The organism is Thermoplasma sp., assembly GCF_023256435.1.
In the GTDB taxonomy this organism is placed as follows: Archaea; Thermoplasmatota; Thermoplasmata; order Thermoplasmatales; family Thermoplasmataceae; genus Thermoplasma.
Window position 1 is genome coordinate 18,721 of record NZ_JAGDXM010000013.1, and the last position, 24,567, is coordinate 43,287.

24 protein-coding genes are annotated in these 24,567 nt (G+C 43.5%); 9 read left to right on the plus strand and 15 right to left on the minus strand.

The genetic code is table 11. The annotated features are described in order from the left end of the window. Positions 1–128: 128 nt before the first annotated feature. From Q0C15_RS01445 to Q0C15_RS01480, 8 genes are read right to left on the minus strand one after another with little or no spacing between them, the layout of a single operon-like run. A complete protein-coding gene (locus tag Q0C15_RS01445; RefSeq protein WP_297215228.1) occupies positions 129–1,784 on the minus strand; it encodes a type II secretion system F family protein in 1,656 nt (551 codons plus the stop codon). Beyond that, positions 1,774–3,381 carry a type II/IV secretion system ATPase subunit gene (locus Q0C15_RS01450; protein ID WP_297215230.1) on the minus strand — a complete coding sequence of 536 codons (1,608 nt, stop codon included), beginning with the start codon at positions 3,379–3,381 and terminating at the stop codon, positions 1,774–1,776. The genes Q0C15_RS01445 and Q0C15_RS01450 overlap by 11 nt, the downstream gene beginning before the upstream one ends. A gap of 5 nt (positions 3,382–3,386) precedes the next feature. After that, positions 3,387–4,058, minus strand: a complete 672-nt coding sequence (locus Q0C15_RS01455; protein WP_297215232.1) for a flagellar accessory protein FlaH — start codon at positions 4,056–4,058, stop codon at positions 3,387–3,389. Positions 4,059–4,062: 4 nt separating this feature from the next. After that, the gene (locus Q0C15_RS01460; protein ID WP_297215234.1) at positions 4,063–4,506 is read right to left on the minus strand and encodes a flagellar protein G; all 444 of its coding nucleotides are present in this window, start codon (positions 4,504–4,506) and stop codon (positions 4,063–4,065) included. Continuing rightward, positions 4,506–4,919, minus strand: a complete 414-nt coding sequence (locus tag Q0C15_RS01465) for a flagellar protein F (RefSeq protein ID WP_297215235.1) — start codon at positions 4,917–4,919, stop codon at positions 4,506–4,508. The genes Q0C15_RS01460 and Q0C15_RS01465 overlap by 1 nt, the downstream gene beginning before the upstream one ends. After that, complete coding sequence (locus Q0C15_RS01470) at positions 4,909–5,571, minus strand: FlaD/FlaE family flagellar protein (protein ID WP_297215237.1); 663 nt, start codon at positions 5,569–5,571, stop codon at positions 4,909–4,911. The genes Q0C15_RS01465 and Q0C15_RS01470 overlap by 11 nt, the downstream gene beginning before the upstream one ends. Beyond that, on the minus strand, positions 5,568–6,032 hold the full coding sequence (locus Q0C15_RS01475; protein WP_110640572.1) for a flagella accessory protein C: 465 nt from the start codon (positions 6,030–6,032) through the stop codon (positions 5,568–5,570). Before Q0C15_RS01475 ends, Q0C15_RS01470 begins: the two co-directional genes overlap by 4 nt. 38 nt (positions 6,033–6,070) lie before the next feature. Beyond that, positions 6,071–6,790 carry a flagellin gene (locus Q0C15_RS01480; RefSeq protein ID WP_297215239.1) on the minus strand — a complete coding sequence of 240 codons (720 nt, stop codon included), beginning with the start codon at positions 6,788–6,790 and terminating at the stop codon, positions 6,071–6,073. A gap of 162 nt (positions 6,791–6,952) precedes the next feature. Between Q0C15_RS01480 and Q0C15_RS01485 the strand changes: the two genes are divergently transcribed. Further along, entirely contained in the window at positions 6,953–7,453 is a 501-nt protein-coding gene (locus tag Q0C15_RS01485) for a gamma carbonic anhydrase family protein (protein ID WP_297215241.1), read from the plus strand. Position 7,454: 1 nt separating this feature from the next. Here Q0C15_RS01485 and pheT read toward each other — a convergent pair whose 3' ends face one another. Genes pheT through Q0C15_RS01505 form a run of 4 tightly spaced genes read right to left on the minus strand, consistent with a single transcriptional unit; the run spans position 7,455 to position 10,877 of the window. Beyond that, positions 7,455–9,071, minus strand: a complete 1,617-nt coding sequence (gene pheT / locus Q0C15_RS01490) for a phenylalanine--tRNA ligase subunit beta (protein ID WP_297215243.1) — start codon at positions 9,069–9,071, stop codon at positions 7,455–7,457. Between the two features lie 22 nt (positions 9,072–9,093). Further along, a complete protein-coding gene (locus tag Q0C15_RS01495) occupies positions 9,094–9,450 on the minus strand; it encodes a type II toxin-antitoxin system ParD family antitoxin (protein ID WP_297215245.1) in 357 nt (118 codons plus the stop codon). Positions 9,451–9,501: 51 nt separating this feature from the next. Beyond that, a complete protein-coding gene (locus Q0C15_RS01500; protein WP_297215247.1) occupies positions 9,502–10,482 on the minus strand; it encodes a hypothetical protein in 981 nt (326 codons plus the stop codon). Next, positions 10,482–10,877, minus strand: coding sequence for a hypothetical protein (locus Q0C15_RS01505; RefSeq protein WP_110640562.1), 396 nt, complete (start codon positions 10,875–10,877; stop codon positions 10,482–10,484). The genes Q0C15_RS01500 and Q0C15_RS01505 overlap by 1 nt, the downstream gene beginning before the upstream one ends. 103 nt (positions 10,878–10,980) lie before the next feature. Here Q0C15_RS01505 and Q0C15_RS01510 point away from each other — a divergent pair, with 103 nt between their 5' ends. The 3 genes from Q0C15_RS01510 to Q0C15_RS01520 all read left to right on the plus strand — a co-directional run bounded on the left by Q0C15_RS01510 (position 10,981) and on the right by Q0C15_RS01520 (position 13,623). Beyond that, positions 10,981–11,442 (plus strand): hypothetical protein, encoded by a 462-nt coding sequence (locus Q0C15_RS01510; protein WP_110640560.1) that lies wholly within the window; start codon positions 10,981–10,983, stop codon positions 11,440–11,442. 76 nt (positions 11,443–11,518) lie between these two features. Next, a complete protein-coding gene (gene uppS / locus Q0C15_RS01515) occupies positions 11,519–12,295 on the plus strand; it encodes a polyprenyl diphosphate synthase (RefSeq protein WP_297215250.1) in 777 nt (258 codons plus the stop codon). Between the two features lie 5 nt (positions 12,296–12,300). Next, positions 12,301–13,623: a tRNA(Ile)(2)-agmatinylcytidine synthase gene (locus tag Q0C15_RS01520; RefSeq protein ID WP_297215252.1), complete on the plus strand. Its 1,323-nt coding sequence runs from the start codon at positions 12,301–12,303 to the stop codon at positions 13,621–13,623. Here Q0C15_RS01520 and Q0C15_RS01525 read toward each other — a convergent pair. Together Q0C15_RS01525 and Q0C15_RS01530 are read right to left on the minus strand one after the other, a co-directional pair. Then, positions 13,597–14,070: an HAD family hydrolase gene (locus Q0C15_RS01525; RefSeq protein ID WP_297215255.1), complete on the minus strand. Its 474-nt coding sequence runs from the start codon at positions 14,068–14,070 to the stop codon at positions 13,597–13,599. The two genes, Q0C15_RS01520 and Q0C15_RS01525, sit on opposite strands and share 27 nt — an antisense overlap. Before the next feature lie 152 nt (positions 14,071–14,222). Further along, a complete protein-coding gene (locus tag Q0C15_RS01530; protein WP_297215257.1) occupies positions 14,223–17,480 on the minus strand; it encodes a hypothetical protein in 3,258 nt (1,085 codons plus the stop codon). Positions 17,481–17,858: 378 nt separating this feature from the next. Between Q0C15_RS01530 and Q0C15_RS01535 the strand changes: the two genes are divergently transcribed. The 5 genes from Q0C15_RS01535 (at position 17,859) to Q0C15_RS01555 (ending at position 23,419) form a co-directional block, all read left to right on the plus strand. Beyond that, complete coding sequence (locus Q0C15_RS01535; protein ID WP_297215259.1) at positions 17,859–19,238, plus strand: FAD-binding oxidoreductase; 1,380 nt, start codon at positions 17,859–17,861, stop codon at positions 19,236–19,238. After that, positions 19,231–20,412, plus strand: coding sequence for a (Fe-S)-binding protein (locus Q0C15_RS01540; protein ID WP_297215261.1), 1,182 nt, complete (start codon positions 19,231–19,233; stop codon positions 20,410–20,412). The genes Q0C15_RS01535 and Q0C15_RS01540 overlap by 8 nt, the downstream gene beginning before the upstream one ends. Before the next feature lie 118 nt (positions 20,413–20,530). After that, positions 20,531–21,433 carry a (Fe-S)-binding protein gene (locus tag Q0C15_RS01545; RefSeq protein WP_297215263.1) on the plus strand — a complete coding sequence of 301 codons (903 nt, stop codon included), beginning with the start codon at positions 20,531–20,533 and terminating at the stop codon, positions 21,431–21,433. After that, complete coding sequence (locus tag Q0C15_RS01550) at positions 21,430–22,569, plus strand: lactate utilization protein B (protein WP_297215265.1); 1,140 nt, start codon at positions 21,430–21,432, stop codon at positions 22,567–22,569. Before Q0C15_RS01545 ends, Q0C15_RS01550 begins: the two co-directional genes overlap by 4 nt. 100 nt (positions 22,570–22,669) lie before the next feature. After that, the gene (locus tag Q0C15_RS01555) at positions 22,670–23,419 is read left to right on the plus strand and encodes a metallophosphoesterase (RefSeq protein WP_297215266.1); all 750 of its coding nucleotides are present in this window, start codon (positions 22,670–22,672) and stop codon (positions 23,417–23,419) included. Here Q0C15_RS01555 and Q0C15_RS01560 read toward each other — a convergent pair. Continuing rightward, positions 23,322–24,551 carry a glutamyl-tRNA reductase gene (locus tag Q0C15_RS01560; RefSeq protein ID WP_297215268.1) on the minus strand — a complete coding sequence of 410 codons (1,230 nt, stop codon included), beginning with the start codon at positions 24,549–24,551 and terminating at the stop codon, positions 23,322–23,324. The two genes, Q0C15_RS01555 and Q0C15_RS01560, sit on opposite strands and share 98 nt — an antisense overlap. Positions 24,552–24,567 lie beyond the last annotated feature (16 nt).

A 24,567-nucleotide genomic window follows, 5' to 3' on the forward strand; every position in this document is an offset into this window, starting at 1 on the left:
ATTGATGAATTGAACGCCCATTTATCTGCATCCCCTTATTGTAAGTTGCAGAACTGACGATCGGCGAAAACCATCAGCCATTTCATAAAAAGACATGAAAATTCATGTAGATAGCCCATAATCTTCCTTCAAACTGTCGATGAAAGGAGTATGCTGGTTATCTGCAGTGTGCCATACACCACAAATGATACGATCCATATCATGAGGACAGTGTGATGAAGCCCATGGGCGATCCTTCCACCGTCAGAGACTTTCAACGAAACCCCACCTATGAAGGAATGAACGAAGAGGATTATCATCAGAAATATCTCAATGAGGTATACAGAGGATGAAGGCGGAGCCAGAAATATCCCTGTTACACCAAGTGCGGATAGGTTGAAACCTGAGAATATGCCGTCTATTATCTTCAGAATGCCGTAAGATATCGCCAGGGAAAATGCAAGACCCGCTGTTATACCGTACATTATACCAACGAAGCTTGTCACGGAAGAATGCTTTCTCTTCCTTAGACCAACTATCTTTTCAAAATTTTCAGAGACGATCATTCCACTCTTGAGCGCATCTGCACCCAGATCGATGCTCTCAGCGTATGTCTCCGAGTAAATTTCAATGAGATGCGATCCTGTGTCGGCCGAAAACATCTTCCATGCTTTCAGTGAATTTATCCTGTAAAGGAGCCTCTTGTAGAGCTTATCTATATCCTTGGATAGTATGCCGAAGTCGTGCATCACTATAGCCTTCAGAGCATCGATAAGAAGGTTTCCACGTGCTGACGCCGAGCCAGAGAGGGATCTTATAAAGCTGCCATACATCTCGTCCTTCTTCTGAACCTCCCGTTCCATCTTGGAACCGATATAGCTGGGATAGGCGATAGGGCTTACGATCATTGCAAAAGTGAAATAGAACGGTATTTTGTAAATAACCTTTGTAACATCAAGAACGATGAAGATCATCATCGAAGCCGTTATGGATATGAGTAAGAGATTTCTCATCTTTATATCGGTATCAGTCTTTATGCCGGTCTTGTGCCACAGCGGATCCTTTGGAAGAACTATGCTTATTCCATAGACGAGCATAAATTCACCTAGCGCTACCATGAGAAGGCTCAGGCTCAAAACCAAGGTTATGTTTATTGGTATCAGTATTGGCATTATCATGATAAAAGTTATCAGAAATGCGAAGGAGAGCAGAAGCGATACGTATATATCACGATAGAGATCGAAGCTGTACAGCGCCGATGTGTAAGCGGTCTCGAAGCTGTTCATCGTGCTGAACACCTCTGTCCTTGCGAACTCCTGAATGTCCTGACCGCTGTCTATCGCATGTCCGAATCTTGTTAAGAAATCAGAGAATATATCGCTGGGTGTTCTCTTTGCAACAAATGTCATCGCTTCAGCAAGACCCATGCCCCAGTTCCTCACGAGATTCAGTATCTTCTCAAGTTCCTTTCGTAGATAGCCCAGTTTTTCCTTTTTCGAAAGTAAATCAAGAAGATCGATTATATTTGCATCGCTGGTTGCCAGGGATGAAAACGCTGTTATGAAAAACGGTATGTTTGAATTTATATCGTTTTTCTTATTGTCGCGGTCTATTATCGGTTTCAGAAAGAAGAAAGCTGATCCGAGGGCAAGCATGCTGAACAGTATCAGTATGAATGTCTTCTGCGTGGCCATGTAAACGAGATAAAACATAACTGACATGACGGCGGATCCTGCTATGAGCATAAGATCGGTCTTCGAATAATTTATTCCAATCCAGAAACCTCTCTTCATCTTAGTATCCATAGGCGGATCCTCCCTCATAGAATTCCTTTATCTTCTCATATACCTGGAAATAATCTGTGATCTTCTGATCGGCCAATTCTTTCAGTATCTTTGCCCTGCGGAAGAGCTCATTGTATATGAGGCTTGTATCAACAAGCCCAGCAGTCTTCGCTATCTTCTCTTCAAGTATATATGAGTTGTTCATACCCCTGAACATGTGTCTGTCCGTTGATGGATCCCATTCAAAAACGGCTCTTGTCGCGACACCTCCAAGATCTTCGTAATATCCTTCGATTTCGTTTATACTCGTTGTTCTTCTCAGAAATTTTCCGCCGACGTATACGGCCTGCTGTATAAGGACTATGTTCAGGTTATCCATGAACGTCACTGGTATGTTTATTGGATTACCTGTGAATCTCTGTATCATCTTCTTGACTGATGATGCATGGAATGTGGATATCACCGGATGCCCTGTCTGCATGGCCTGAAAGGCCATCGCGCCCTCTGCGCCTCTTATCTCACCGACAACTATGTAATTAGGCCTGGATCTGAGGGCTGTTCGAAGAAGATCGTAGAGAGTTACACGGCTCTCCTCCGCTCCGCTCTCTCTGGTCACAAGCTGCTGCCATGCCTTCTGCGGTGCCCTTATTTCAGGGGTATCCTCTGCACTGAATATCTTTGATTCCGGCCTTATGAACGGTATTATGGCGTTTACCACAGTGGTCTTACCGCTTGCCGTCTCACCACAGACAAAGACGCTCTGCCCATATTCTAGAGCTAACCAGAGGTACGCGGCCTCCTCATACGACATCGTATTGTACTTTATCAGATTGATTATGCTGAGCGGTATCTCCGAGAATTTTCTTATGGTGAAGCTTGGACCCCTCTGTGATATATCGGTGCTGTAAACAATGGAAAGCCTCGATCCGTCTGGAAGCGTTGCGTCTACTATGGGTCTCTTATCGCTGACCGGTCTGCCTACGCGTTCAGAGAGCCTTTTGCTGAACCTCATCAGCCTCTCCATGCTTCCAAATGTTATATCTGTGGGCATTGACCCGAAGATCTTATGGACTATGTATACATCCTCAGGCCCTATCCCACTTATATCCTCTATATGAGAATCCCTAATGAGAGGTTCCAATGGACCAAGGCCTATTATCTCCTTCTTGACGTTGTAGAGCATCTTATCGTAGAGGTTCTTCTCAAGTGATACGCTGTTCCTCCTTATCTTGTTGGAACCCACGGAAACGGTCTTCTTATATACATCCTCGATGTTCTTCTCCTGTTCCTCTTCGTTCTCCGCGGGAGGATACTCTGAAGCTTTTGTCATTATTATATCAAGGATCGCATCCATGAATTCCAGTTCTTTACCCTTGAGAAGTGGTTCTATAGGCTTATATCTCCTCTCCTTTCCCTTTTCGTATATATGGATGAATATCGGATCGCCGACGGGGTATATCACATCAACGTGTGCCAGACTCTTCAGAGAGCTGTCGATGTTGACGAGAAACGATGGACTTCTGCCTGTCTCGTCTCTGTATTTTGAGAGGTATTCTCCCAGATGTGGATTCCTTGATATCGCAATCTCATAGCTGTCAGAGACAACTCCCTTATCCATGGCGATCACGACACGCTGGATATCTCAACTATGAGACCGCGGCCAGGTTCAACACGGAAAGGTATACTTTGCTGGATGGATCTTACGACCATTGGGTATTTCACGAGGTCTATGAAGTGCCTCTTTATCCCTCCCAATTCCTTAGAATGCAGGGAGACTATTGTTGTAGAGAGTTGATTCATCCGCAGAACCGTAGCATCATCCAAACTGGCCTGATTCGCAGTTATTATCACCACGCGGTTCTCCGAGAATTTCCTGAGCTTTTCCATATAGGAATTTATCTCGAAGTCCCTGAACATGCCAGGGTTCAGCGAATCGATTATAAGAACACTTTTCTCCTTGACGTGTTCGTTATTAAGCAGATCGTCCAGATTTGCTTTCCTTGGGCGCCTCAGTATAAAAACAGGCGTTATATACAGCATTGCACCGGATATGACGGAATTCAGAACCGGATAACCGAGTGCGTCTGAAAACGAGATGAATTCCCTTATTGGCATCTGCGATGAAACGTAGGCTATTGATATTCCATTCTTCAGGAAGCCATAGGCTAACCTTATTGAAAGTAATGTTTTACCTTCACTGTTATCTCCAAATATCGTGAAGAGCTGGCCGACGTATACGCCGCCACCCATCCTCTTGTCCAGTTCGTCTCCATCTATCTTGAAGCTGAAGAACATTCCATCACACCTCAAATTCCAGTTGATGCGATACACCACTGGAAAGGGAAACGGTTATGCTGTTGTACCCTGTGAGAGTTTCATTCACTATTATCTCTCCGACCTGACCCGGGTAGAGCACCCCGGTGTTGTTCTGAGTCTCGAATGTGAGGTAATGCCCAGTGACGATGTTGCCATCGATCAGAACCGATACCGAGGTGTTCGTGAAGGCAAAGGCAACGCTTCCCGTATTCTTTATATAAAATACATAACCACCATTATAAGGTATTTGTGTAGGATCGTTTATTATGGCAAAGTTCTGCTGAATCATATCCGATGTTTTCTGCGACGAAGTCTTCATGCCGTCCACAAGATGGAATGTCTGATCGGATAGTACGGCCACCGCAGATGCAGTTATAAGCAAAGTGACTATGAAAAATACAAGTTCCGAAACTGCCGTCGAAGCCATCAGGACACCACCTTCTTGAATATCTCATAACCGTCTGGCATAACTATCTCAACCGTATAGGTTCCGGCCGGTTCTTTGAAGGTTATCGATACCGTCTGAAGTGGAAACAAAAACTGGCCGGAGACGTTGAATTTGACCAACGAACCATTTACGAGAACATTGGCCAGACTCATATTGAATACCTGACTTCCATTGTTCGTCAGGTTGATCACGAAATATGATGAACTTGAATTGTAATAATAATCAAATACAGAAACCCGTGTATTTTCAAGATCGTATATATTCTTAACAAGCTTCTGATTTGCATTTGCTATATTTTCATTGGATTGAACATACGAAGTATAAACTATTCCAAAAAATATAAGAGTAGACGAGAGCATTATTACCGCCGCCACTGTATAGCTAAATCCCATACAGCTCGTCAACTCCCTTTCTTATTGTTCTAAACTCCCTTTCGAGCGCCTCGATGAGATCCCTGTTGATCTCTTCACCTCTCAGCTTCTCTATGAACAGCATGTTTATGATGTGGTCCTGTATCGATGGTTTTATCTTATATTCCTGGGCCGGGTTCATCACACCGGTCATCTTTGCGTATTTCATCATCTGTTCTTTCACCGTCGAAGATATCCATCCAAGGCTTTCGTAGTAGTCCAAGACATCCAGGGTGTTCTCTGGGCCGTAGTTGTCCAGAAGAAACTCCAGCCATCTCAATGATACCATTATAGATACCACATCATCCCCAATGACCTCCAGCTTAGCTTTCTTCTTCTGTTTTTCAACGGGGGCCTGCGACGGGGCAGACTCCGGCTGTTTTGAAGACATCACCTTTTCTATGTCCGATATCTCCTTGAATATCGAGTCTATCTTTCCGATCAGTGAGTTTTCCTTTGTCTGTTCGTATCTCTTGAGCAGGTTTGAAACCAGGTCGTCTATGTCGTTTTTGCCGAACTGTATTGGTGAAGATATTATCTTCTGCTTCAGTTCTTCCAGTGCGAAACCAGGCACTGATTTTCTGGCGCCCTCCAGTCTCTCCTCCAGGTACGGTTTCAATGAGTCGTTGATCATTCTTTCTCCTCCATCTGTATGAACTGATCTATGTCTGGTACGCCATACAGCTCCCTAAGATCCTTTATCGCAGCTTCAACCAGCTTCTTCACGTTGTTCACCTGATCTGCCAGTGCGTCTGTGATACCCCGGATTTCCTCGGGCGTCTTGTCCATGAACGGGTTGAAATCACGCGACACAAGTTCGTAAAGTGAGACGACCATCTTCACATTCTCCTTTATTCCTTCAAGATCATTCTTTATGTCGTTCAATGTCTTCTTCTGGCCTTCTATCTCACCGTTTATCTTTCCCAGATCGTTTTCAATCTTTGTCATTCTCTCATTCATAGCATCTATGACCTTGGGGTCAACTCCATTTGTCACGTGTATGGCCTGTACCTGCTTCTGGTCATCACTGGTCTGCTGAGGGGTTTCTGTGGCCTCCTTCTTAACCATTTTCTTTACATTGTCCAAGAGACCCATAGCTGTCACTAAAAATATAATACAGCTTCAACTTATATTTATTGAAGCTGTATCACATCCGATACGAAGGACTCTGGCGTTGTGAACTGTATCACACCTGGGGATCCCACTGGAGCCTGGACCTGACCAACAACCTGCTGTCCCTGCGTGAAGCCACCGAACACCGCTGTTACGTTGATGAGCAGAGCAACCTGATCCTCATATGATATGACTGGATACTGTGGGCTCAGAGAGTTCGTTGGGTCTCTTAACACAAGTATTGCAAAGTGAGTTTTAGCGTAACTTCCTGTTAGAGTACTGAAGTATGTTGCATTGAATATATTGTCCGTTCCTCCAGTGACGCTGGTGAAACCATACGAGCCACCATTTGCATTGCCTATGTATGTTAGAGACGCAGATACACCCCTGTATGTCATAGATACCGTTATGTTTCCAAGGTTTATCGACGAACTGCCTGCCGAAACACCTATGTCAATGGCGATCCACTTTATATTACCATATGTCGGATATGTTGCATTACTATCAAGCCCCTGTATTGAAAGAACCTGAATACCTGTAGATACCTGCTGTGTCGTCTGCGAGCCCGTGCTCGTTGCCTTCTGTTGCAGAGTCCCTGCGGTGTGTATCAGGACAGTAGCAGCCACTGCAGCCACGAGAACCATGGCTATAAAAACGATCAGTGTGCCTATCCCAGTTTCAGCCTTGTTATCTGCTTTAAGGCTGAACACCTTTCGCACTTTTCTTAAGAGCTTATTCATCTAGCACCTCAACTCTTCGATCAGCCATACAAATATACCCGTTTTTTGTACGGATGGCTATACGCATTTATGTAGGCTGCTTCTATTTTCATATCCATATCTGATTAATCCATATCATCTAAAGCGCGCAGAAATCTAAAAACGATAACGAGATACCTGATTATGAAGATAGGAAAGAATGTCTACATAGCAGAAACCGCAGTGATCATAGGCGATGTGGAAATAGGCGATAACGTTTCAATATTTGATAATGCCGTTATAAGGGCAGATATGGACAGAATAACTATAGGGGAGAACACCAATATCCAGGATAATGTAACAATACACACGGATACTGGTTATCCTACCAAGATAGGCAGGAATGTATCAATCGGCCATAATGCAGTTGTTCACGGATGCACCATTGACGATTACGTTCTAATAGGCATGGGGTCCATACTCATGAATGGAAGCCATATAAGAACCGGATCCATCGTGGGTGCTGGTGCCTTAGTGACGCAGGGTTTTGTGTCAGATGAATATTCACTCATACTGGGCCTGCCAGCAAAAGTCGTTAAGGTGAACAAAGGACAGATGGAATACATAAAGGCCAACGCTGAAGATTATCTGAAATTGAAAGAACTTCATATGGGCGGAAGACTCGAACGCTACCGACACAGCTGAATCATAGTCCTATAGAGAGAATATGATCCAGATTTACTTCAAAGAAGGATACTGGAACAGCCAGAGAAAAGCGATCCAGTATTTCTGGATGGATCTCACCAATCATCCCTATATATTTATTGCATATCTTTATGTATCCGGATCTGCCTTCTATGGCGCCATAGATATTGGATTCTTCGATAGCTATATCACCCTTCATAAATCTTGATAGAAATGCCTGAAGATATGATTTTGCCACGGAAAATTCTGATCTGGTGTCTGCGATAACACAGGATAACGCTGATATCTGTTTTCCATCCACCATCTTTTCTCCGATCTCAAAGATCTTCTGCGGGAGTGGATGTTTCTTATTTCTGGCGATCAGATCTATCAAATTGGGATATATCTTGTCCCTTATCACGGAGTAATCATCACTCTTAGGATTGAGCAGTTTAACACCGCCGGTGTATCCGTCAGCATAAACTGATGATGTGAGCACAAATGTCATAACTTCCTGAAATCCCAGACCTATCATGACATCCCTTATCATATTTTTCATATCGTTCTTGTATATGGGTCTGCCGAATTTCCCTATGTATATCTCTTTTTCTTTTATGTTCTCTATCCCCTTAGCCTTGATGATATCCTCGATCACGTCCATTTCTCCCATGACATCAACCCTGTATCCTGGAACGTACACAACGATTTCAGGCGATCCAGGCTCCGCAACATATCCCATCTTCCTCAAAAGAACTATGATCTCTTCATCTTCCAGGAACTCACCTAGATATCGATCAATATTCTTCCTTCTAGGCCTTATTGGGCGGTAATCGAATGTAGCTATCGATGACTTTTCGAAAGCGGGTATTCCGTTTATAGTCGGCATTCGCACTCTATATTTGAGGCTGGAAAAAAAGTTAGAAAGAAGATAATGAGCATGTTTAACTGAGTTGAGATCCGTTCCTGTTATGTCGACAAAGAACTTCTTTGTATTCTGATCTATCCTGGACCTGTAGCTGTTGATAACTGGAGGAAGGGACAATATCTCACCATCTTCGTCTGTTATGGCAACCACTCTGCCAGTATCAGGGAGCAGACTTCCATACATCTTCCCCTTCTCATGATTTCGCAGTACTTCATCGACCGTACCAGAAAAACCGTCATAGGTTTCCATGCGAACCGATCTGCTCACAGTCCTGTAATGTATCATTGTTCCTGTCTTTTCGGCATCGTGGATCCCTATTGCCACCTTCAACCTGTTCTTTCCGATGGTAGAATGCAGCGTTTCCTGATAGTCAATAAGATCATCAAAATAGGATCCAATGGAAGAACCATCCGCAGTGAATGCCGAAAAATACGGTCTTATAGATCTTGATCCCTGCGAAACGTCCACCTTGATATTTTCGTCCTTAGATTGCGATCTGCGTATCTCAATTTCTCCGTAATAGTACGTTTTAATCTGCTTCACAAGGGTAGGAAATGAAAAAAGATCCGGCCTGTCAGGATTGAATTCTATTTTCAGATCATCTTCCTGATCGACTGAATAACCTATGATTTCAGAATAGCGATATATAAGATCTACTATCTCCTTGCCGAATTTTTCCACAAGCCGTGGAAGGGGATCCCTGATTACAACCATCAGAGTGAGTTAGATCAGGAGTTTATTTAATATTTTCTTCGTGCACAATTTTCTTTATCGTCTCCCTCACTGTGAGACCATTTATTCTGTCCAGTATGAGCGATGAAAAATCATCCAAGCTCAGATTGACAGGTCTACTTGAATCCTTTCCAAGTTTCTCAACCAGATTCTTAGGTATCATTATCTGAACTGGAACAAAGTCTCCTCTGACGCCACGGGATTCTAGCAATGAAGAAACTGCCTTTCTGACGAGATCGGAAATGCTTTCAAATTCTTCTTTCTGCACGAGATCCTCCATCTCTTGGATCATCGATCCAGACAGTCTCACCGTGACCCTCTTGTCATCATTCAATCTATCTTTACCTCCTATGTCTGACATAGACATTAATGGAATATAAATTTTTGCAATTAGATTGATGTAATTTCATTTTTATAACAAGAAGACTTTTTTAATTGCCTCCTCAGCGGTCGGGTATCCAATGAAATCCATATATTCCATCATAGAGTGCATGTCATATTTCAGATGAAAATTATAGCTCTCCAGACTTTTCTTTACTAGACCCTTTCCAACTTTTGTCGCCTTGGCAAGCAGATCTATTATGTCTGACCTTATGCTGGCCTCGCTGTTTTTATAAATGCTCACAACATCGGCCAGTCGCCCATTTTTGTATCTGTCAGCTGGCACGGATATACCGCAGCATGGAAAACTGTCCATGAGATCGGAATAATCGTAAACTTTATTGCCGTCTATTGCTGAAGCATAGGGCTCCCAGATTGCGATATATCTGAAATTACCGGCTTCAAAATCCTTCCTGGCCTTCACTGGATCGTTAAATACAACCAGCTTTGCATTCTGGTGCTTTTTCTGAAATTCCCTAGAGAGAAGCATCATTGACGTCGATTCACTGGTTGCTATTAAGCTTGAACTGGATGCAGGATTTTCGAATATACCAGATCCACCTGACGCGACCGGGCCTACAACAACGATATTATGCTGAGAGAGCGCAAAAAGCGTTTCAGTAAATATGGGAGCGAGGGCAAATTCAAGTGTTCCGGATGATATGTCCTGAAGCAGAGAACCTGCATCGTTGTAAAACCTGATCATGATCCTCGTTCCTGTGCGTTCTCCATAATCCATTGCGATGCTCAGAAATCGAGCGTATTCTGTGGATCTAAGGCAGCCTATTCTTATTATGCTTGGATCATAGTAAGGATAGTATTCTCTAAGCCAGACACGCTTTGATTTTCCAGCAATCTTACGGCGGACTATCATACCTTCGGCTTCAAGCTTTGAAAGAGCTTCCGAAGCCGTTGACTTTGAAAAGCCCATCAGCTCCTCTATCTCATACTGATCTACGCCGATGGACTTTCTTCTCTTCAATTCTCTGATCAGAGTGTTTCTGAGGGACATCACTGCAGTCCAAGATTTATCTGAGTCTCTATGAACTGCCAGAGGGCATGCTCCAGTTCAAAGGACCAGAGTGATTCTGGAACCTCTATGAAAGCAAGAACCGGCGTTATGAAGAATGCCTCAATCGCAGCTACACCCAGATCCTGCAGCCATTTGCCTAGTCCTATCTGCACACGAAAATCTGAAGGCGTACCTGATATGACTATTGTGAAAGCGCGATCCATGCCGAGTATCGTCCTGAAGATCCCACCCTTCTTCGCCTGAACAAGATAGCCGTTCGGATGCTGGCTTGATTGAGTTACAAAATTTTCCTCCTTAAAATAATCCTCAATGGCCTTTGACAGCTTTTCAAGATCAACGTTCTTACCCTTATATTCTCTTATGGCATATTTCATAGGCACGTTATCCAAAGCATGTAATATAATCATTCCCATGATTTTGGTTTATTGGTAATCTAGATTACCAGTAATCTTATATACTGGAAAGCTATAACTATATATGGTTGAAAAAGAAAAGAAGGAAGAAGAGGAAACAAAGAAGATAACCATATCCGTCAAGGGAATAAGAGACGACATCTACAAAAACGTCAGCGAACTGGCAAAGCACACGGGGAAGACCATAGGCGAGATCACCAACGACGCCTACAGAACTTTCCTCGGAACTGTTGAAGGCGTCAGAAACATATCGCAGAACTTCATAGAAGGTGCTAAGGGCGCAATACCTAGATACATAGACAATTTCAAGAAGTTGGAGATAACTGCAGACGATTTGAAGGATCTCGGACAGAAGGTTGCCTTTAGAAATATAGAAGAACTGACATTTCGCAACATATCTGATGAGGAATTTTCGAAATATGTGGCATTCATAGACGGTGTGAAGGTTCTGCGCATTCCGAAGACCGTAAAGAAGACCACGGTGATAAAGATCTCAACCTTCGTGGATGAGATAATTCAAGAATGATGTAATTTTATTAATTTTCATAATTTTATCATTTTACATAATCCTATATAGTCGTTTATGATCATATCTGCAGTTCATGAGCGTATCCAATAAGCTGGGAGATCTGGCCTCAAAAGTTTACGAGAATGTCCTTCTAGAGGAAGTCAAGAAGTATCCTAGGCCGAGGCATATAGGCATCATAACAGATGGAAACAGGAGATATGCCAGAAACGTGGGTATTTCTGAAAACGAAGGTCATGTAAAGGGAAAGGATAAGGTGGAGGAGGTCGTCGACTGGTGCATGGAGTTGGATATAAAGATCGTAACGTTCTATGCTTTCTCAACGGAAAATTTCCGCAGGAGTAAGGATGAAATAGATTTTCTCTTCAACCTGATCAACGATGCGTTCAGATCGCTTCTCAAGGATGAACGCGTTTATAAAAATAAGATAAATGTAAAGGTCATAGGCAATCTTTCAATATTACCTGCCTATCTGAGGCAGACCATTCACGTTGTTGAAGAAACCACCAAGAATTTTAACAATTATCAGCTCAATCTTGCGATCGGTTACGGTGGAAGGGAAGAGATACTCGATGCGATAAAGAGGATCACGAAGGATGCCATGGCCGGCAAACTGGATATTGATAAACTTGATGAGAACAAGTTCAGGGAATACCTTTACGATGGCCGAATACCTGATCCAGATCTGATACTCAGAACCAGCGGGGAAGAGAGGATATCGAACTTCCTTCTCTGGCAGAGTGCGTACTCTGAACTTTACTTTTCGGATGTTTACTGGCCTGAGTTCTCAAAACTTGATTTTCTCAGGGCTATATACTCGTATCAGAGGAGGCAGAGGAGGTTCGGAAGGTAGATCATATGTTTCTTGCCATAGATGATACCGATTCTCCAGAGAGCATGTGCACCACCTATCTGGCGCTCAAACTGATAGAGGAATCTAATCTAGATATAATAGGAGACCCGTGGCTTGTCAGATTGAATCCAAATATAAGATTCAAGACAAGAGGTAATGGTGCCATCGTGCTGAGACTTGGACATGGTAAGGGCAGAACACGAGTAATCGGCGATGCGCAGGGTAAACCTGTAATTTCGTATGAAGATGAATACAGGCCAGCTGATGCAAGCGATCTTATGGAAATCGCCAGAAATTTGGTGAATGAATACGCGGTGACGGACTATTACACTACACATCCAGGCATAGTTGTCTCAAATCACCAGCTAGACGAAAGTTTTTACTGGAAGGCATTGGAAGAAGAAATTTCAGTGGCTACTGCAGAAAAATTCATCAGTGGGTCGAATGCCATATTTCATAAGATCAAGGAGGGCCACGGAATAGTTGGATCTGCGGCAGCAATAGCATGGCCGGCCAGGAGATATACCTACGAGATACTCGAATATGCATACCCAAGGCCACCTGATATGCCTAAGGAAAGTAAGCTTAGGCTGGCCGCCTTGGCTGATTCATTCGAGAGTACGTTCAACAATATCGATGTGAGAAATGGATATCCAGCCATCTTTCCTCATCCAAGAACACCGGTGATCTATGGCATAAGAGGCTTCAAAAATGATGCGCTGCTTGCAGCATCTGATGCCATAAATGAAGCGGGTGGAATATCCTATGAGGGCCGCCTAGTGTTCAAGACCAATCAGGCGACGGATGATCACATAATACATGAACCTGAGAATATAGAGGATCTTCATTCATACTCGCTCAGGGGATATGTTGAGAGCGACCCAATAGCCGTACCTGGAGGCCATTACTTTCTCAAATTTCGCTACAGGGATCGATCCCTAACGGCGGCAGCCTTCGAACCAACAAAGGAATTCCGATCGACGTTTTCCAAACTCAGGAGCGGTGATGCGGTGAGCTTTTACGGATCTTATGTGAACGGAAATCTGAATGTGGAAAAGATGATAATACATAGCATAGCAAGAACATACAAGATGGAGAACCCAGTCTGCGATAAATGTGGTACACGTACCATATCGAAGGGACAGCATGATTTCCGATGCCCCAAATGCGGGGCGAGATACCAATCAAGAGAGTTCGTTGAGATCAAGAGAGATGTCAGCCCTGGTAGATATGATGTACCAGTGATAGCAAGGAGGCATCTCTCCATGCCATTCGAAATTGAGGGGTTCTTTGCAGTTCAATCAATGCTTCAGCAGAATAAAGGGTAGCCCTATATTATTTGCAAGGGCACCGTCTATGTCTTCTCTGTCTCCTATGACGATGGATCCACCCATATCTATTCTGAAGTCGGATAATGCCTCATCTATAAGGCCGCGGCCCGGTTTTCTACACGGACAGTTATCCTCAGGTCTGTGCGGGCAGAAATATGTTGCACTAACGATGACGCCTCGCTTACGAAGATCATCTACCAAGGCACCATTGAATCTAAAAAATTCATCGTATGAAAAATATCCCCTTCCGATTCCAGATTGATTTGTGACGATTATTATCCTGTACCCCCTGTCTTCGTACCGCCTGATCAGATCCACCGCATCATCGTATATATAAAGATCCTCAACTCTGCGGCAGTATGGGCAGTCTCTGTTTATTGTTCCGTCCCTGTCTACGAAAAGCGTCTTGCGGAAGTCGTCGTCCTTTCGATATATTACCTTCATGGAAACGGGCCTTTTATAGCTTCATATCGATATGTGCAACGTACTATTTATCAATAGCGTAACGTTTTTGATCAAGGCTGGAAAATTGAAAAATTGTGAATTATACATACGAACGTCTCAAAATAAAGCACAATTATGATCATATTTCCACATCAGCGCTTAACAACCCGAATGTGCCTGATCACCGATCCATATGTGACAGCGAAAATCAGCACTGAAATTAGAATCATCTGATAATTGTATTCGATGAACGATAAAATCATAATATATGGCGGAACAGGCCTCATCTTGACGTATAGAGTTTCGTTCTCTGTAATGTTAAGATATACAACCGAGTGTTCATAGCCACTTTTCGTCAGATATATGACGTGATACCCATATGGTAGATATAGAGTGGAATTATATCCAGCCACCCTATAGCTGAGGTTACCCGTCCTTATGGAAAACGCCTCAATATCTGAATTTATTTTGACCGTGAATATCATGATATTCAATGAAAAATTCAGAGTCTCGTTGGATTCAACCATAATTCTTTCTTTTACTGTGTCATAACCCGCTCTAGATATGGTCAAATTGTAAGTTCCATAATACTCAGATACGTTAAGTATTCCTGAGGAAGAACTGTAGTTTCCAAGATTTATATTCGAGGCGATGCCTGTTCTTATGATGATCCTGTATTCACACCTGCTGAAAGTGATGTTAAGATGTTCGTTTGGAGTGTTTATACTCATAGCGCTTGCGTAGTTTTCCCTATAGCCATCTATACCGATCATTGATATTGCATATATTCCAAACGGAATCTTCAATTCTGAACCATTGACTACCCCGTATTCTGATCCGTTGATGAATATCATGAAAGGCCCACTGTAGCCAATCGAATGAATATGTATAATTGAATTAGGTCTATAATATTTCACCGTGATCGTGGTGTTTGTTATCAGATCAAGATTTTCAGAAAAATTAGTTCTGAGATAGGTGGAGTTCAGGCCCACAATGCGGTATTCTCCGGAAACTGTAGATATATTCATATTTCCACTGATATCGTACACCGTACCGTTGATATCGATCCGCTGCTGTGCTTTTGAACCATCTACTAGTACGTTCAATGTGTAAACGGATCTCGTGAAATTCAGATAGACTGTCAGACTGTTTCCTTCCACAGATATGCTATCATGTATGGTTCTAAATCCGATCGTAGGGACGGCCTCTATACTGTATGTTCCGTTCGGCAGCATGATCGAATCATTATAACAATGCTGACCGTCTACGTAAAGGCTCCAGCCTGATTGCATATCTGATACGAATGATACATTGTACAGCGTCTTGGATACATATGCGTAAAGCGTTAAGCCAGAACCATTTACGGCGAAATACCCGGGCAACTGCACACTGTATCCAGGTACAGGTGATGAGTGTATCGAATAGGTTCCGTTTGGTATCATCAGCGTGGCGTTGTCTGAGTATACTGTATAATTCATCTTGTCGATGCTTATGTTAAGGGGATAAACCTCTGATCCTACCTCTTCTATCCTAACCGCATATCTTTTGAACAAGGGAAGAAACCGTATATTACTGGAATACCCGTCATATGAATTGTACATCTCCGGGCTATAATCCAAGTATATTACGGCTGAAGTTATGTTCTCTGAGGATCCTATGGAAAATGTCCTGTTATAATACGATCCTGCAGGAATCTCAAGGGTCAGGTTGTCTGAATATAAGGTGATGTTCTGCGATAGGAAGGATATCGCCAGATCGTTTGTGGAGATCTCGCTGGATGGATTGTGCAGTTCGAGTGTGAAATTGACATCGGTGAACGGCCTAGTATAGTGATAGCGGTAATGCACCGAAACGTTGACGTCCTCTCGGACGACCACATTGGAATACTGATAGGCAAACAGTAGTTCAGAGGAATTGGTTTCATAAAATATCCTGTATACGCCTGCAGGTATCTGGTCACGCAGCGTTACTGTCAGATTCGTGAACGAATCGATTTCAATGGGAGGAATATGCAGATAGCATAGTTTGTAATCCGTGATGTTTTCCACGAGATACACTGCCACAGAAAGATTTCCTGTAGACGCATAGAGAGCTTCTACCTCCACATCTACTGTATAATTCACGCCAGTCAGTATGCTGGATGGAAAATTTATGCGGATCAACGGCAGGGTGACCGATCCTGTAAAGGAGAATGTGGCTGTCCCCATGTCAGGGAAAGGCGGCACTGAAAAATATTCGGTTCTATTGAATATTTTTATCTCATAATTTCCCGTGAAGTTCATGCTGGAGCTGTATGTCCATACTGGAACCGCATACAGACCGCTGAAGCTGAAGGCCGAGGAAAAGATATCTGCCAGCGTCGCATTCACTCTGATCGGATTTCCTCCCGCGAAATATATATCCCCAGTATAGGGTCGAATCTTGCCGTCGACCTCGTAGCTCACGTTCACGGCCGCAAAGTAATGCACTGCCGACATCGTGGCTATGAAGGGCATAAGCGTAATATTGCCTGCATCAGAACCGGTATCCGCAACATAGGCCGATGATCTGTAAAGATATATGCCAGTCGTATCTGGATTCAGGAGGCCGTCCTGGAGATGAATCGGAACATCGTTGAGATCGAACTCTGAATCTACGCTATACATGGTGCTTCCATTCATATACAGATCAAAATAAGCTGGACCGAAGAGATAATAGGTATCATTGGCAATGGCCAGAATATTCACAGAATACACCATCATATCGCTTTCATTGCTCTCCACGTATATTTCCGGGATCGGATCAGGTTCTGGGTACGGAAGATGGAACGTGAAATTTGATTCTGACACATCGTTTGACTGATTAAGATGTATGTATTCTGATCTATTCTCATCCGTCAGATATACAGAAGCTGGATGGCTGGTATTCATGTATTCATATTTTATCGATATCAGAAGCTCGTATGGGTATCCAGACGCATTCCGTAAGGTCTGTAGTTCAACCCTACCTCCACTCTGATAGGTATCATTGTAATATCTATAAACGTCGTAATTGAATTCCGCTGATGTCCTTTGACCGAATACATGCGATCGGACAAGATATACTGTGGAATTTGTGGCAGTAAACTGGCATTCATCTCCTTTCTGCGAGATCTCTGAACTGTAAGAATATAATGTGGCTTCATTCAGGTACACCGATCCATTTCCGATTATGGTTGAATTGTAAAGTCGCAGCGATCCATTATCGACATCGATCGATGTCCAGTTGAGGTGAATCGTAGAATTGTACAGATCGAGAATCCCACTGACGTTTAGATAATGACCGTAGAGAAAGAAGTTCTCATCGGTTATATTCATTATAATCCCGGAGTTCACAGCAAGATTTCCGTACCAGTAATAATCTGAATGGGTTTCAGAGTCTCCTATGTCCATCGAACTAGCATTGGAATGCAATACGATACCCTGGAATATTAATAGGAATAAAACGATCAAGATTGGAAGAGATCCCTTCATGAGATCGGATTTTACGGACTTATTTATAAGCTTATTTATATTTTATCCAGATGAAAACTATTTACATAGCTCATATCTTTTAAAAATGAGGATCCGAAGCTTTAGTTTAGGAATAGCTCACAAACTGGCAAAGGACAAAATGGAAAAATAATCGATCAGAACTCTTGATACTGACCCAAATTAATTATTTCTCTGTCTCTTCATAATACACAGATTCCATCTGTAATGGATGGCGCATTGCGGCTCATATCCACGATGATAAGCAAACACTTAACTATCCGTAACTATTAGATATTTATGGAATTCATAGATGAGATCAGGCCTATCCTTGGCAAATACGTCATAACAAAGAAGGAGGATCTCATACCTTATATGAACGATGCCTCCTATTTCACAGGTGAGATGCCTCAAGCCGTCCTGTTGCCAGGTTCAACGCAGGATGTACAGAACATAATGAGGATTGCATATAAGTATGATGTTCCCGTCGTGGTCAAGGGAGGTGGATCTTCTCTTACCGGATCGTCTATACTCAAAACTGAGGGCGTGGTGATGTCCATGCTCAGGATGAATCATATACTTGATCTGAACCTGAATGATAAGTGCGTAACAGCTGAGCCTGGCGTCAGGCTGGATGATCTTGAACGCTTTCTGGAAAAATACGATCATTTCTATCCACCGGACCCAGCGAGTTCCCGTGCAGCCACCGTGGGCGGATCCATATCAACAAATGCAGGCGGCCTAAGAGGGGTGGCATACGGAGTTACCAAGGACTGGGTGCTTGGACTGGAGGTGGTCTTGGCTGATGGGACACTTGTGAAATTCGGAAACAAAACCCTGAAGCGATCCCTGGGCTATGATATGACTGCTCTCATGATAGGATCTGAGGGTACTCTGGGGGTCATCACAAAGGCATATCTGAAGATCTGGCCAAAACCAGAAAGGATAGCGAGGATTCTGGCATTCTTCAGAACAATAGACGACGCGGGAAGGGCAATCGCAGAGATCAAGGAACATATCATACCTGAGATGGCTGAATTCATGGACAAGATCTCTCTCGATTCAGTGCCGGATGCAATAAAATATCCACAGGGAACAAATTATGCATTGCTGCTGGACGCATCTGGATCAAAGGAGACGGTGCAGAGACGCAAAGAAGATATTGAGACCATCCTGAAGAAGTACGCCATAGAAACGAGGAGCACCATGGACGAAACGGAGATGAACAGGATATATCAGGCCAGAAAGGGACTATACGCCTCCATACTGAAGCTGAGGGAAAAGGAAGGAGAGTACATCGTCATAGGTGATATTGTAGTTCCCGTCTCAGAATTGCCTTCTGCATTAAAGGAGATCGAGATTGCAAGGGATCAGGACGGTATAAGGGCTGCATTGTTCGGTCACATAGGCGACGGAAACATACATGCAAATATATTTGCAGACCTTTCAGACAGCCAGTCTATGGAGAGAGTTAACAAATTCATGATGGACATGGCTATGATCTCAGTCAGGCATGGAGGAAGCGTCTCAGCTGAGCACGGGATAGGTATAGAGAAGAAAAAGCTCCTCGTTGAGGAGATGCGATTCAACGACAATATGCGGACATTGGAACTGATGAAATCGGTGAAGAAGATCTTCGATCCCAAGAACATACTGAACAGAGGTAATATATTTGACTAAGCTTCAGGATCTGATAGCGGAAGCTGGGAAATGCGTTAATTGTGGATTCTGTGAATCAGTATGTCCAACGCTGCCCGCTGCCGGTTTTCTTTCAACGAAGGGGGCAAGGGGGAGAGTTGATATTGCAAAGTTTTTCTACAAGGATGATAGCATAGATCCCTCTGCATCCTTCTATTCATGCGTTGACTGCTATGCCTGCCTAACAGTATGCCCTGCCGGGGTGAATGCCGGAAAGGTAAGTGAGATCGGAAGAATGATACTGGCGAAACAGGGGAAGGCACCTGAAATCGCTAAGATGATAGTGGAACTTACGATGAGATACAAGAATCCTCTGGGTGTGAGGGAGAAATGCGCCCAGTGGGCAAGAGGTATTGAGTTCGATGCTCCTGAAACGCTGCTCTATACCGGAAACATGTATCAGCTTATGGCATACCTAAGAAAATTTGGCAAACTGCGCAAATTCTTCGGTCAATACGAGGTTCAGCTGGCGTCATTCATAAGAAAACATCCCTCTTCAGTCTCAATATTTCGTGATCTTTACGATAAAGCTATGATGGACAAGATGAACGGATATCTGATCAACATTGTCAAACTTTTGAAGCAGAATGGCATAAAGTTTGGATATCTTGGATCCGAGGAGCCATATCCTGGAACATTCATATACGATCTCGGTTTTGAAGATGAGTTCAGAGATTATGCACGATACGTTTCTGAACTCTTCCGATCGAAGGGCGTGAAGAGAATAATAACGGTGGATCCCCATACATACGAGCTTTTGAAGTACATCTATCCTAGATACACTGAGTTCAATTTTGAGGTGGTATATTACATGGATCTGATCGGGACGCATAAGATCTCTGGAAAATACGCGGTGCATACACCATGCCACTTCTCAAGGTATTTCGATTTCTCCGAATACGTTGGCAGGATGTTCGATGTAAATGTGGAGGAGAATCCAACGAGATGCTGCGGTGGTCCAGATGAGCTTCTCTTTCCTGAGATCTCGGAAAATATATCAGAAAAGAGGTTCAATGAGCTCAGTAAAACAGGACTTCCCATAGTGACGGCATGCCCCATATGCTATGCAAATCTTGCCAAGGACGACAGTGTCACCGATATATCTTCAATTCTTCTCGCAGACGGAGAAAGGGTTTCATCTGCTTCTGTACATTGAACATTATTATGATCTTGTGACCTTTTCAGTCATTATACATCTGAGATATATGGCCAATCCCGGACCCTTTCATAATATCATTTATTAGTATCCTTAATGATATCATGCTGGTGATGTTTTGGACGAGGACCGGGTGAAAAAGCAGGAGGGTCTGATCAGGAGTGTTCTTTACAAGAACCTGATGGAAGATTATACGCCTTTCCCCCTTGACAAGAAGCTGGCGGTAAAATGGGCTGCTGGACTAAACGTTCCCAGAGGGGGGCGGGTGATCATTTACACATCATACATGTATCAGATGGCTTCCGTGTTCAAATCCTATGAAAAATATGTGCCAACTCTTGGTTCGCTTGGAAAATCAAGGATACTGGCATCCATAGGATCACGATTCATAAAACCAAGTGACGAAGACGTGGAGAGATCCGTGAAGATCCTCCAAAACATATACAGAATGGTGTCAAGAGTGAAGGCAGATGTGGGATATCTCTATGAGGAGGAACCTTACAGCGGATCGCTTCTCTATGAGCTTGGATTTCTGGATGAATTCAAGGAATATGGAAGGAAAGTTCTTCAATTCTTCAGAGAAAAGGGCGTCGAAGAGATAATTACCGTGGATCCCCATACAACAAACACGCTCGCAAACCTCAAGAAATACATCAATTTCGATATTCCGTTCAGGAATTATATATCAATGATAGGAACTGTCAAAGGTAGCGGTAAGTTCGTGATGCATGATTCCTGTCTATACTCGAGGTTTCTCGATATGTACGACACGGTGAGGGATAAGGCTAAATCCGCAGGCATCGAACTGATAGAGGATCCAACAGTCACAGGGAAGGGTGTCGGCTTCTGCTGTGGTGGTCCTGTTGGGCCTCTCAACGACGAATTGAGCAATAACATAGCCAGAGCCAGGGCCGCCGCCCTCAAATCAGTATATGAAAATGTGCTAGTTGCCTGCCCGCTTTGCTATGTTAATCTTGAACCATACTGCAACGTGAGGGATCTGGCGGAGGTGATAGAATGAACTGGGTGGAACTGATATCGATGGTTTCCGCCGGGAATTACAACGAAGTTGAGAGCATACTCAGAGAATATCCGTACATAGTTGAATTAGCCGATCATCTCAGAGAACAAAAGATGAAGGTCATCGAGAATCTGGGTACGTATGTTGACATTACGATGAGGAATGTGGAGAAGCTGGGCGGACATGCCTATCTGGCGAAGAATAAGGACGATGCCAGAAAGATCGCAGGGGAGATAGTTGGTGAAAACAAGACCGTTGTATTCTCGAAGACAAATGCAGCTTATGAGGTGGGATTGAGAGAGTATCTTGAATCAAGGCACAACGAGGTCTGGGAAACGGACCTTGGCGAGTATCTCGTGCAGATATCGAAGGGGTGGCCCACCCATATAGTTGCACCCGCACTTGATATGACCAGGGAAGATGCGGCTAAAGCCGTCAGAAAGATCGATCCAAGCATAAACGAAAACTCAAAAGTTGAAGATATCGTTGCGGCTGTGAGAAAATTCCTGATGACCAAATACGTTAAGGCGGATGTGGGCATAACTGGTGCAAACGCGGTAGCAGCAGATTCCGGTGCAATAGCCCTGGTGGAGAATGAGGGCAATATAAGGATCGATACGGTAATGCCCCAGGTCCATATATCAATCACCGGAATAGACAAGATAGTGCCTACACTCAGGGATGCTATGGATGAGGTCATGGTACAGGCGGCCTATGCAGGCATTTACCCGCCAACCTACATAAATGTGACCGCTGGCCCCAGTTCAACCGCAGACATCGAGCTCAAGCGGGTTTCACCTGCAACAGGACCAAAGGACTTCCATCTGATTCTTCTCGATGATGGAAGGATGGATGCGAGCCAGAACCCAGATCTCAAGGAGGCCCTTCTGTGCATCAAATGCGGACGCTGCTATTTTTCATGCCCCATATACCGCATCCTTGGAAAGGACTGGGTTTCCACAAAGTCTCCTTACAATGGTCCAACCGGCGTTATGTGGAACTACATAACAAATAAGGACCCATGGCCTGCGTCATACTGCGTTCATTCTGGTGGCTGCAAGGAAGTTTGCCCAATGAAGATCAATATACCGGAGGTCATCAAGTATATCAAATACATGGGATCAAAAAATCTCTGAAACCATTTATTATGAAAATATAATTTTATCATATCTCTTTAAGACGTCTAAATACGATAGGATAAAGTATGTCAGCATAATCTGTACTTAAAAGATCCACATGCGTGAGATAGAGATCCTTGAAAACGTTTTTCTGACAGACCTATACTGCGTCTACTTGAGCGATATAGAGGCTGTAGTTGTTTCAGATCTGCATCTCGGTTACGAGGAGGAGATGAACCTTCACGGACTGTTCCTGCCCAAGATACAGAGGGATCATGTGACTTCGATAATGGACAGGATAATAGAGAGATACGATCCGCAGAAGATCATAATCAACGGTGATTTCAAGCAGGAATTTTCAAAGAACCTTCCCAGTGAATGGACAGACGTCATATACTTCATAGAAAGGTACGATGATCGCGATCTCGTATTCATAAGGGGAAACCATGATAACTATCTTGCAACCATATTATCAAGGAAGAACCTTGGCATGCTGGATTTTTACGAAGACAGCAGATACTTCATATATCACGGAGATAGAGATATGGGCATAAAAAAGATAACCATACTCGGCCATGAGCATCCCTCTCTCGTCCTGAGGGATCGGGTCGGTGGAATGTACAAGCTGCCTGCATTCGCATTCAATTTCAAGCGTAATGTGATAATAACTCCCGCTATGAGTTTTTTTTCGTCTGGAACTGATCTCTCACAGTCATTGCTCAGCGAGGAACACTTCACACCCTCCCTGAAGGGTATGAAGCCGTCAAGCTTCAGGATCTTTGCAATAACTGACGAGTTCGGTCTCGTAGACTTTGGGTATCTTGATGATCTTCATAGCTCTGGAGAGCAGCAGATACGAGATCGCTGAAGTTATCGTAAAATTTTGAGAATATCCTTCCGAAATCCTGGCTCTCCTGGGATCTTGCAACGCTCTTCAGCGTCATGACGGGTATATTCATAACCTTGTTTATCATGGAATGTGCAAACGCTTCCAGATCCGATGCGGGTATCTCTGGATGCATTCGCCTGAACTTTTCCACCTCTATCTTCTGAACAACGGCCGCAAATCTATAGAAATCGGCAAATATTTCATCGATCATAAGATCCTTAACCTTATTCATCAGGGATTCCAACTCTGATTCAATTATCCTGTGGGCATCCTCCACACTCGTCTCTCTCATCGTTCCGTTCCTGTTTGATACAGCGTATATCTGATCTATAGTTATTATGTTAGCACCTGGCCGATCCTGGATGTTCCTTGGGTTTCCCAGATCTATGTACAGCTTTCCGTCAACGATGCAATCGCTGCTTATTATCGGAGTCTTGGCGGACGTAGCTGCTATAACGGCATCGTTTTTGACGATCAGATCACAGACATCATTCAGGGTCGTATAGCTGTAATTGTATCTGCTTGCCAGATCCTTCACATGATCTATATTCCTTCCCGCCACTGTAACCTCAAATTTTCCGCTGAGATATGGTGCAATCTCGCTTGCTATCATACCGTTTCCTATGATCAAAACCTTGGAAACCCCGCTGTGCACCAGAATATCGTAAACTATCGATGGTATGGATACTTTGCCTTTCGATATCTCTGTTTCAGAACGCACCTTCTTGCCCACTGATATAGCCTTCTGGAAGATCAATGACATAACCTTGTCTACCTTCCCATTTTTCAGAGAAAGATCATAGGCCTCCTTAACCTGCTTCAGTATTTCGTTCTCTCCAAGCGACATGGAATCAAGGCCTGCCGAGACCTCAAAGAGATGCTTGATGGCCTGATCATCGTGGCTCACGATAGGATTCATTCTGTCCAGTTCAGATGGATAATCTCCACGCAGGTATATCTCTACCCGATTGCATGTCAGCAATATCACATACTTTTTAATGCCATTTCTTTCCAACAGTTCTGACCAGTATTCATATGGATTGAGAACAGCTTGATTGAAAAATTGATTATTCCTTTTGAAATCCCACGAAATAAGAGTGAATATTTGCATTCAACCCATGATTGTT